This window comes from Thiohalorhabdus sp. (assembly GCF_046545655.1).
Lineage (GTDB): Bacteria > Pseudomonadota > Gammaproteobacteria > Thiohalorhabdales > Thiohalorhabdaceae > Thiohalorhabdus.
This window is the reverse complement of the sequence record NZ_JBKGZG010000017.1, coordinates 34458-44392: the sequence shown is the minus strand read 5'-3', so window position 1 is coordinate 44392 and position 9935 is coordinate 34458. Positions and strand designations below refer to the sequence as shown.

Here is a 9935-nt window from a genome sequence, read left to right as displayed (position 1 = left end):
TCTCGAGCATGTAGACCACCCATTCCCCGCTCAAAGGCAGCTCCAGGAAGGCGCGGCCCAGGGGGCGCCTAGCGCCGGCAGCGGTAGACGAAGGCCGGGGGGAGGTTGCGCCACACCACGGGGCTGCGCTCCACCCGGGAGAAGTACTCGGGCAGCAGGCGCTGGAAGCGGTGCGCCCCGGGGACAACGAAGCCGCTCAGGTAGGCGAAGGTGGCGAAGTAGCCGCCCTCGCGCAGGACCCCCGCGGTCTGCTCCAGGAGGCGCCGCTGCAGGTCGGGGGGGAAGCTGGCCCAGGGCAGGCCGCAGATGACCGCGTCGAGCCCCTCCAGGCCCTCCCGCTCGCAGAGGGCCGCGATGTTCTCCACCGAGTCCCGGTACAGGGGGGTGCCGGGGAAGCGTTCCCGGAACCGCCGCGCCAGCCCCGCATCCCGCTCCACGGCGAAGAAGCGGTCCTCCTCCCCCAGGCGGTCCAGGATCTGGGGCGTGAAGGCCCCGGTCCCCGGTCCGTACTCCGCCACCCGGTCCACCTCGGACCAGTCGATCCACGTCACCATGGCCCGCGCCAGAGCGGAGGAGCTGGGCGCCACGGCGCCCACGGCGGACGGGTCGGTGGCGAACCGGGAGAAGAACCGGATGGACTCGGCAAGGGGCGTGGGCTTCGTCTGCATGGTCCCCGGCGGGCTCCTGATGCGGTAAATGATTACTGGGCTTAGGGACCGCCCTAATGTACCGAATTTTCCGCCCGAACCGCCAGCCATGGTCTTGACGTCGTGCTTTTACGTGCCGCTAACGGCCCTGCTAGCTTGGGTCTATGGCCAGGACACCCCGTATCCACGTTCCGGGTGGGTTCTACTACGTCACGCTTCTCGGCAACGGGGAGCAGACGGTGGTGGCCGACGAGGCGGAGCGCGCCCACCTGGAGGATCTGGTGGGCGAAGGCACCTATCGCTTCGGGCACCGGATCCACGCCTACTGCTGGGAGCCGAGCCGGCTCCACCTGCTTCTGGAGGTGGACGAGGTCCCCCTGCCCAAGATCATGCAGAATCTTTCCTTCCGCTTTACCCGCCGGGCGAACAAGCACCGCGGCCGCTCCGGCCACCTGTTCCAGGGCCGGTACAAGGCCCTGCTACTGGACCCGGAGGCCTACCTGCTGCAGATGGTCCGCTACATCCACGCCCGTCCGGCAACCGCCGGTCTGGCCACGGATCCGGCCTCCTATCCCTGGAGCGGACACCGGGCCTACCTGGACGAGGAGCAGGTGGGGTGGCTGACCCGGGAGCGGGTGCTCGCGGAGCTGGCGGACCGGCCGGGGCGCGCGCGGCGGGAGTACGCGCGCTTCGTCGAGGAGGGCCTGGCGGGGCCGCAGTGCTCCTGGTCGCCCCTGGAGGCGGCGCAGGGGGGGTGTCTGGGGGGCGCGGACTTCCGGACCCGCCAGGGCGATCCCCCGGAGCCTCCGCAGCCCCTGGCGGGACGCATCGCTGCCGTGGAGGCGGCCGTGTCCGGGTATTTCGGCCTGTCGGTGGAGCGCTTGCGCTCGGGGGACCGGGGGCACCTGGCCAGCCGGGCCCGGGCGGTGGTGGCCTATCTGGCCATCGAGACGGGGGCCTCCACCCTGAGCGAGGCGGCGGAGCGCATGAACCGGGACGTGGCCACCATGAGCAATGCCGTGGGGCGGCTGCGGGGCCGACTGGCCTTCGACCCGAGGTTCGCCGCGGAGGTGGACCGCCTCCGGGAGCACCTCCACCAGGCCGCCGGGGAGGAGGCCTGAGCCCGGCCCCTCCCCTCGCTGCCTAGAAGATCCGCTCCTCGACGATGTCCAGGAGGTAGCGTCCGTAGCCCGTCTTGGTCAGGGGCCGGGCCAGCTCCCGGACCTGCTCAGCGTCGATGAACCCCATGCGGTACGCGGTCTCCTCGGGGGCGCAGACCTTGAGCCCCTGGCGCTTCTCCAGGGTTTCGATGAAGGTGCTGGCGCGCATGAGGGCCTCGTGCGTTCCGGTGTCCAGCCAAGTGGTGCCCCTGCCCAGCGCCTCCACCTGCAGGCTGCCCCGTTCCAGGTAGGCGCGGTTGAGGTCCGTGATCTCCAGCTCGCCCCGTTCCGACGGCTCGATCTCCCGGGCCAGCTTCACGGCCTCGGTGTCGTAGAAATACAGGCCGGTCACCGCGTACCGGGAGCGGGGAACCGCAGGCTTCTCCTCCAGGCTCACCGCGCGACCCTCCTCGTCGAAGGCGACCACGCCGTAGCGCTCCGGGTCGCTCACCGGGTAGGCGAAGACCGTGGCCCCTTCGGTTCGCTCCGCGGCCCGGCGGATCAGGGGGCGCAGGTCGTTGCCGTGGAAGATGTTGTCCCCGAGCATCAGGGCGCTGGGGTGGCCGTCGAGGAAGTCCTCGCCAACCAGGAAGGCCTCGGCGAGGCCGTTGGGCTCCTTCTGCACCGTGTAGTGCAGCCGGATCCCCCACTGGCTGCCGTCGCCCAGCAGGTTCCGGAACAGGGGCGTATGCTCCGGGGTGGAGATGATCAGGATGTCCCGGATGCCGGTGAGCATCAGCGTGGACAGGGGGTAGTAGATCATCGGCTTGTCGAACACCGGCAGCAGCTGCTTGGAGACCGAATGGGTCACCGGAAAGAGCCGTGTGCCGCTGCCGCCGGCCAGGATGATGCCCTTGCGTTCCATGGTGCCGCTTCTCCCGGCTCGGTGCATTGAGGCCGTCCGGTTCGCGCCGAACGGGTCCGGTCGTCCTCAGCCGGTGGCCTCCCGGCCATAGGCCTCCCCGGCCGCCCACCGGTCGGGGGGGCCGTGCAGAACCCGCTCCATCCAGTCCCGGTGGTCCAGGTACCACCGCACGGTCTGGGCCAGGCCCGACTCGAAGGTCTCGGCGGGACGCCACCCCAGCTCGCTGGCGAGCCGGGTGGCGTCCAGGGCGTAGCGGTGGTCGTGGCCGGGCCGGTCCGGAACGAACCGGATGAGGCGCTCGTAGGAATATTCCGGGTGCGGGGCCAACCGGTTCAGCTGGGCGCACAAGGCATGAACCACCTCCAGGTTGGTGCGCTCGCTGGCGCCGCTGACGTTGTAGCTGCGGCCCGGCCGCCCCCGGGCCAGGACGTGGCGGAGGGCCCGGGCGTGGTCCTCTACGTACAGCCAGTCCCGGCTTTGCTCGCCGGTCCCGTAGACGGGCAGGGGCTCCCCCCGCAGGGCCTTGTGGATCACCAGGGGGATGAGCTTCTCGGGATACTGGTAGGGGCCGTAGTTGTTGGAGCAGTTGGTGAGCAGGACGGGCAGCCCGTAGGTGCGGTGCCAGGCCTGGACGAGATGGTCGCTGGAGGCCTTGGAGGCGGAATAGGGCGAGCTCGGGGTATAGGGGGTGTGCTCCGTGAAGGGCGGGTCCTCGGGCCCCAGGTCGCCGAACACTTCGTCGGTGGAGACGTGCAGGAAGCGGAAGCGTTCGCGCTCCGGGCCGGTCAGGTCCTCCCAGTGGACCCGGGCGGCCTCCAGCAGGTTGAAGGTGCCCTGGATGTTGGTCCGGACGAAGGCCCCGGGGCCGGCGATGGATCGGTCCACGTGGGATTCCGCGGCCAGGTGGATCAGGGCGTCCGGGCGGTGCTTTTCGACCACGCGCCGCATCTCCTCCGGATCGCAGATGTCCGTGCGCTCGAAGGTGTGCCGCGGATGGAAGCGAACCGCGGCGAGGGATTCGAGGTTCCCCGCGTAGGTGAGCTTGTCAACGTTTATGACGGTGCTGTCCGTCTCGGTCACCAGCTGGCGGACGAGGGCGGAGCCGATGAAGCCCGCGCCGCCGGTTACCATGATCCGCATGTCAGGCCTCTCTCGGCAGATGGAGGATGTGGCGCCGCCCGGGCGGACATCCGGACGGCGCGCCGGACCGGGCCGGGGTCCCGAAGGCTCCGGAGGGCCGCCATCCCGGTGGTCACGGAAGGAACCGCAAGAAGGGTGCCAAGGTCCGAGGCCGGGGAAGGGGGAATGGTAAGTACCCTATTGGCAGGGGATATCGGCCCCCCTCGCACCGGAGGCGGGGAACGGCGGCATGCCGAGGGCCGGACGGGGCGGGCGTCCTGTAAAGAAATGCCCCGGCGAACGGCCCGGGAGCGAAGGGCCCCACCCGGCTCGCCTGCCCGGGGGGATGGTGTGAGTTTGTTAGAAAAAACAGGTTATTATGTTGTATGCGAGAGGCGCTGAGGGCGGCCATCCCGGCCGTTTCGCATGTAAATTCTGACAATGCCCGGTGCCGCTTTCGGCGAATTCGGGAAAAGCGGGTACCATGCCCTCCCCGGTGCCTCGGCCCGCGGGGAGGCGCGCCCTCCGACACCTTGGCTGCACAACGGTATTGCCCCATGTCCCTGATCACGCTTACGAACGTCGAGGTGAACGTCGGCGGCCCCTATCCCCTTCTCGAGGGGGCCGACCTGGCCGTGGAGGCCGGCGAGCGGGTCTGCATCGTGGGTCGCAACGGGGCCGGAAAGTCCACCCTGCTCAGGGTCCTGGCCGGGGAGGTGGAGCCGGAGGAGGGGGAGGTGCGGCCCCGGCCCGGCCTGCGGATCGCCAAGCTCACCCAGGAGGTGCCCCAGGGCACGGAGGGCACGGCGTACGACGTGGTGGCCGGGGCGCTGGGGCATCTGGGCGACCTGCTGGCCGAGTTCCACCGCCTCAGCCAGAACCTGGCCACCGCCGAGGACGCCGAGGCCCTGGGACGGGTACAGGCGCGGCTCGACGAGGAGAACGGCTGGGACGTCAGCTCCCGGGTCAGCGAGGTGGTGACCCGTCTGGGCCTGCCCGAGGACGCCGACTTCGCCACCCTGTCCGGGGGCATGAAGCGGCGGGTGCTGCTGGGCCGGGCCCTGGTGCAGGGGCCGGACCTGCTGCTGCTCGACGAGCCCACCAACCATCTGGACATCGACAACATTCTCTGGCTGCAGGACTTCCTGAAGGGCTTCGGCGGGGCGCTGGTGTTCGTTACCCACGACCGCAGCTTCCTGCGTGCCCTGGCCACGCGCATCGTGGAGATCGACCGCGGCGAGATCACCAGCTGGCCGGGGGACTACGACAACTACCTGCGCCGCCGCGAGGAGCGGCTGAACGCCGAGGCCCAGGAGCGGGCCCGCTTCGACAAGAAGCTGGCGGAGGAGGAGGCCTGGATCCGCCAGGGCATCAAGGCCCGGCGCAAGCGCAATATGGGCCGGGTGCGCCAGCTGCAGGAGATGCGCAAGGAGCGGGCCCAGCGGCGGGAGCAGCAGGGCAGCGTGCGCATGGAGGCCTCCCGGGCGGAGAAGACCGGCAAGCGGGTGGTGGAGGCGGAGGGGGTTACCTTCGGTTACGAGGGCCAGCCCATCGTGCGGGACTTCTCCACCATCATCGGCCGCGGCGACCGCATCGGCATCGTCGGCCCCAACGGCTCCGGCAAGACCACCCTGATCCGCCTGCTGCTCGGCGAGCTGGAGCCCCAGCAGGGAACCGTGGAGACCGGCGCCAACCTGCAGGTGGCCTACTTCGACCAGCAGCGCGCCCAGCTCGACGAGGGCGCCACCGCCGCCGACAACGTCACCGACGGCGGCGAATACGTGACCGTCAACGGCAACCGCCGCCACGTCATCGGCTACCTGCAGGACTTCCTGTTCACGCCCGACCGGGCCCGGGCCCCCATCACCCGGCTATCCGGCGGCGAGCGCAACCGCCTGCTGCTGGCCCGGCTGTTCGCCACCGACTCCAACGTCCTGGTCATGGACGAGCCCACCAACGACCTGGACATCGAGACCCTCGAGCTGCTCGAGGACCTGGTGGCCAACTACGAGGGCACGGTGCTGATCGTCTCCCACGACCGCGCCTTCCTCGACAACGTGGTCACCAGCCTGCTGGTGATGCGGGGCGACGGCCGGGTGGACGAGTTCATCGGCGGCTACAGCGAGTACCTGGAGCGCCGGCCGCAGGAGGAGACCGCCCCGGCCAAGGCCAAGAAGGACAGCGGCGCGAAGGCCCCCAAGCCCCAACCGGCGCGGGAAAGCCCCGAAGACCGCAAGCGGCTCAGCAACTGGGAGCGCAAGGAGCTGGCCGAGCTGCCCGAGCGCATCGAGGATCTGGAGGGGCGCATAAGTGCGTTGACCGAGCGCCTCGCCGACCCGGCGATTTACCAGGATCCGGCGGTGGACCTGAAGGCCCTCAACGACGAGCTGGCCGCCGCCCAGGAGGAGCTGGAGGCGGCCTATCGGCGCTGGGAGGAGCTGGAAGCGGGCTGAACGGCGCCTCCATGAAGGGATAGGGGGCCTGGGGGGGAAGCGCGGCGGGGACCGCCGCTCCTGCCGGAGTCTGTACCGGGGAAGCTCAGTCCGGACCTTGCTGGGCCAGCCAGCGGTCCAGGGCGTTGGCGAAGGCTTGGCGATCGCGGTTGCTCTGCGGGGCCGGGCCGCCGCCGGCGAGACCCGCGCCCCGCATCTGCTCCATGAAGTCGCGCATGGAGAGCTTTTGGCGGACGCTTTCCGCGGTGAAGGTCTCGCCGCGGGGCGACAGGGCCGTGCCGCCGTTTTCCACCACCTCGGCCGCCAGGGGCAGGTCGGCGGTGACCACCAGGTCCCCTCGCGCCATGTGCTGGGCGATGTAGTTGTCGGCCACATCGGCCCCCGCCCCCACCCGCACCGTGGAGGCCTGGGGCGCCTTGGGCTCGGGCAGCTCCCGGTTGGCCACCAGCACCACCGGGGTCTCCGTGCGCTTGCTGGCGCGCAGGACGATCTGGCGGATGTCGTTGGGGCAGCCGTCGGCGTCGATCCAGATGGTCATCGGGGCGCTCTGCTGGGGATGGACGCGGCCATTCTAGCAGGCCGCGCGAAGGGGGGCGGCCCTTCGGCCGGCCCGTTTCAGGAGGGTCCGGCCACGAAGCGCAGCGCCCCGGCTCGCGCCCGGAAGCGGACCTCCATCTCCCGGCGAGACTCGCCGTCGGTGCTGAACAGGATCCCCCGGTCGCTGGATACCTCCACCGAGCGTGCCCTGCGGGTCGCCACCAGCTCGCTGTTGGTGTAGTCACCGGCCAGCAGCCGGAGCACCAGCGGGACCAGGTCGGGACGGGGTGCGTTCTGGACCGTGACCACCTCCAGCAGGCCGTCGCGGGGATCGGCCTGCGGGGCCACCATGATGCCGCCGCCGGCGGTTCGGCCGTTGGCGACGATCAGGTTCAGGGCGTCGTAGCGCCGGGGGCGCTCGTCCTCGAAGCGCAGGGCGATCTCGTGGCTGGGCAGCTCGGTGGCCGTGCCGGCGGCCTGGCGCAGATAGGCCAGGGGCCCCCAGGTCTGCTTATCCCCGCTGTCCACGGCCTCGGTCACCTCGGCGCTGAAGCCGCCGGCGCAGACGTTGACGCCGTACCAGGTCTCGGTTGGGGAGGTCACTTCCAGGAGGTCCAGGGGTCGGGGGGTGCCGGTGAGCGCCAGCTCCAGCGCCGCCCGCGGGTCTCCGGGGAGGGCGAGGGTGCGGGCCAGGTCGTTCCCCGTCCCGAGGGGCAGGAGGGCCAGGGCCGGGTGGCGGAGGTCCCCGGTCATGCCGTTGACGACCCGGTGGACCGTGCCGTCGCCGCCGGCGATGATCAGGCGGTCGCACTCCTTCCGGGCCGCGCCCAGGAGGCGGCGCAGCTCCGCCGAGTCGCCGGGGCTGAAGACCTCCACGCCCTTGCGCCGGAGGTCCGCGTCGAGGTCGGCCAGCCGTTGGGCCGCCCCGGAATGGGGGTTGGTCAGCAGCCAGAACCGCATGAGGGACTCCGGGCGCGAGGGGACCCCGCGGGCTGCGCCGGGGGACCTCTCCCTTTAAAGCACGGCAAGGCCGGGGAGGGAATTGGGGAAAGGGCGGGGCCTTCTCCTAGTTCGGGGAACCCTCGGACCCGCAGCCCCTCCAAGGAGCAGCCCGCAATCGCCGCAAAGCGGAGTCATGGAACAGCCACCACGCGCATTGACCTTCGACCTCGACGAGACCCTCTGGCCCTGCGAGGACGTGATCGCCCGGGCGGAGGGGGCCGTGTACCGCTGGCTGGCCGGGCACTGCCCGCGGATCACCGCGGAGTTCGACCAGGAAGAGATGCGGGCCGTCCGTCTGGAGATGGCCGAGCGCCACCCCGACCTGGCGGCCGACATGACCGCCCTGCGCGTGGCCTCCCTGCGCTGGCACGCGGAGCGGGCCGGCTATTCCCCCGGCGTGGCCGAGGCCGCCATGGAGGTCTTTCTCGCCGAGCGCAACCGCGTCACCCCCTTCGAGGAGGTGCCGGGGATTCTGGAGCGCCTGGGCGCCCGGTACCCCCTCGTGGCCCTGACCAACGGCAACGCCCACGTCCCCCACACGCCCCTGGCGGGGGTGTTCGATCTGGTCCTCTCCGCCGCGGACGTGGGCGCTCCCAAGCCCCATCCGGCCATGTTCCGGGCCGCCTGCGGCGAGCTGGGCGTCCCCGCCTCGGCCGTGGTGCATATGGGCGACGACCCGGTGCGAGATGTCCAGGCGGCGCGGGACGCCGGGGCCCGGGCCGTCTGGGTCAACCGCGCCGGGGCCCCCTGGCCCGCAGAGCTGCCCCGGCCCCACCACGAGCTGTCCTGCCTGCGCGGGCTGCCCGCCCTGCTGCAGGGCGGGGGCGCCTGAGCGTCACCCCCCGCTAGACCGCCTCCCCCGCGGCGTGTCCGGAGGCCCAGGCCCACTGGAAGTTGTGCCCGCCTAGGTGGCCGGTAACGTCCACCACCTCCCCGATGAAATAGAGCCCCGGGACCCGTTTCGCCTCCATGGTCTGCGAGGAGAGCTCCCCGGTGTCCACGCCGCCCCGGGTCACCTCCGCCGTGGCGTAGCCCTCGGTGCCGGCGGGGGTGAAGGTCCAGCGGTGCAGGTGGTCGGCGGCCTGCTGCAGGTCCGCCCGGGAGAGCTGGCCCAGGGGCTTGTCGGGCACCCGGTGGGCGCACCAGTGCTGGGCCAGCCGTCGGGGCAGGAAGTCGGCCAGCAAGTTCCTCAGGCGGAGGTTGGGGTGGTTGCGCCGGGCCGCGGCCACGGTCTCCTCGAGGTCCAGGTCCGGCAGGAGGTCGATGGTTACGGGCTCCCCGGGCGCCCAGTAGGAGGAGGCCTGGAGGACGGCCGGACCGGACAGGCCCTGGTGGGTGAACAGCACCGCCTCGCGGAAGCTCGTCCCCCCGCAGCGCACCTCCGCTTCCAGGGAGATCCCGGATAGCTCGGCCAGCTCTTCGCGCAGGCCTCGCGGCAGGGTGAAGGGCACCAGGGCGGGCCGGGGCGGCTGCACGGCCAGGCCCAGCCGCTCCGCCAGCTCCAGGCCGAAGGCCGTGGCGCCCATGCGCGGGATGGACAGCCCGCCGGTGGCGATCACCAGGGAGTCGGCGGTGAATTCCCCCAGGTCGGTGGCGAGCCGGTGGGGGGTGTCCACGGTGAGGTGCCGCACGGCGCACTTGGTGCGGATGGTTACTCCGCCCGCCCGGCATTCCTCCAGCAGCATGCCAAGGATGTCCTTGGCCTTGCGGTCGCAGAACAGCTGGCCGGCCTTCTTCTCGTGGTAGGGGATGCCGTGCCGCTCCACCAGGGCGAGGAAGTCCCACTGGGTGTAGCGGGCCAGGGCGGACTTCATGAAGTGGGGGTTGGCGGAGAGGAAATGCTCGGGACCGGTGTGGAGGTTGGTGAAATTGCAGCGCCCGCCGCCGGACATGAGGATCTTCTTACCCACCTTGTTGGCGTGCTCCACTACCAGCACCCGCCGGCCGCCCTGTCCGGCGGTGGCGGCGCACATGAGCCCGGCGGCGCCGGCGCCGATGACGACCACGTCGTAGTGGGGCAAGCCTTCCTCCGACCGTGTGGGGAGTCCGCTCCGGGAGCGGTCGAGAGGATACCACGGCCCGTGGCCCGGAATCCGGCCCGCCCTCTCGCACGGCGGCCGGATATGCCAGAATGCCCGCCTTTTTGGATCGG

Annotated in this window: 9 protein-coding genes; 3 read left to right on the top strand and 6 right to left on the bottom strand. The window is 71.2% G+C overall.

The features are described 5' to 3' along the window. Nucleotides 1–68: 68 nt before the first annotated feature. On the bottom strand, nucleotides 69–668 hold the full coding sequence (locus ACLFRB_RS05700) for a class I SAM-dependent methyltransferase (protein WP_411068040.1): 600 nt from the start codon (nucleotides 666–668) through the stop codon (nucleotides 69–71). Nucleotides 669–811: 143 nt separating this feature from the next. Here ACLFRB_RS05700 and ACLFRB_RS05695 point away from each other — a divergent pair, with 143 nt between their 5' ends. Next, entirely contained in the window at nucleotides 812–1768 is a 957-nt protein-coding gene (locus ACLFRB_RS05695) for a transposase (protein ID WP_411068039.1), read from the top strand. Between the two features lie 22 nt (nucleotides 1769–1790). Here ACLFRB_RS05695 and rfbA read toward each other — a convergent pair whose 3' ends face one another. Both rfbA and rfbB read right to left on the bottom strand, forming a co-directional pair. Further along, nucleotides 1791–2672, bottom strand: a complete 882-nt coding sequence (rfbA, locus tag ACLFRB_RS05690; RefSeq protein ID WP_411068038.1) for a glucose-1-phosphate thymidylyltransferase RfbA — start codon at nucleotides 2670–2672, stop codon at nucleotides 1791–1793. Nucleotides 2673–2738: 66 nt separating this feature from the next. After that, nucleotides 2739–3812, bottom strand: a complete 1074-nt coding sequence (gene rfbB, locus ACLFRB_RS05685) for a dTDP-glucose 4,6-dehydratase (RefSeq protein WP_411068037.1) — start codon at nucleotides 3810–3812, stop codon at nucleotides 2739–2741. 536 nt (nucleotides 3813–4348) lie between these two features. Here rfbB and ACLFRB_RS05680 point away from each other — a divergent pair. Next, nucleotides 4349–6244: an ATP-binding cassette domain-containing protein gene (locus tag ACLFRB_RS05680; RefSeq protein WP_411068036.1), complete on the top strand. Its 1896-nt coding sequence runs from the start codon at nucleotides 4349–4351 to the stop codon at nucleotides 6242–6244. Between the two features lie 85 nt (nucleotides 6245–6329). Here the strand turns inward: ACLFRB_RS05680 and ACLFRB_RS05675 are convergent, their stop codons facing one another. Beyond that, nucleotides 6330–6782 carry a YaiI/YqxD family protein gene (locus ACLFRB_RS05675; RefSeq protein WP_411068035.1) on the bottom strand — a complete coding sequence of 151 codons (453 nt, stop codon included), beginning with the start codon at nucleotides 6780–6782 and terminating at the stop codon, nucleotides 6330–6332. Between the two features lie 77 nt (nucleotides 6783–6859). Continuing rightward, nucleotides 6860–7741: a diacylglycerol/lipid kinase family protein gene (locus ACLFRB_RS05670; RefSeq protein WP_411068034.1), complete on the bottom strand. Its 882-nt coding sequence runs from the start codon at nucleotides 7739–7741 to the stop codon at nucleotides 6860–6862. Nucleotides 7742–7916: 175 nt separating this feature from the next. Here ACLFRB_RS05670 and ACLFRB_RS05665 point away from each other — a divergent pair, with 175 nt between their 5' ends. Beyond that, the gene (locus ACLFRB_RS05665) at nucleotides 7917–8615 is read left to right on the top strand and encodes an HAD family hydrolase (protein ID WP_411068033.1); all 699 of its coding nucleotides are present in this window, start codon (nucleotides 7917–7919) and stop codon (nucleotides 8613–8615) included. 13 nt (nucleotides 8616–8628) lie between these two features. Here the strand turns inward: ACLFRB_RS05665 and ACLFRB_RS05660 are convergent, their stop codons facing one another. After that, entirely contained in the window at nucleotides 8629–9804 is a 1176-nt protein-coding gene (locus ACLFRB_RS05660; protein WP_411068032.1) for an NAD(P)/FAD-dependent oxidoreductase, read from the bottom strand. Between the last annotated feature and the right edge of the window lie 131 nt (nucleotides 9805–9935).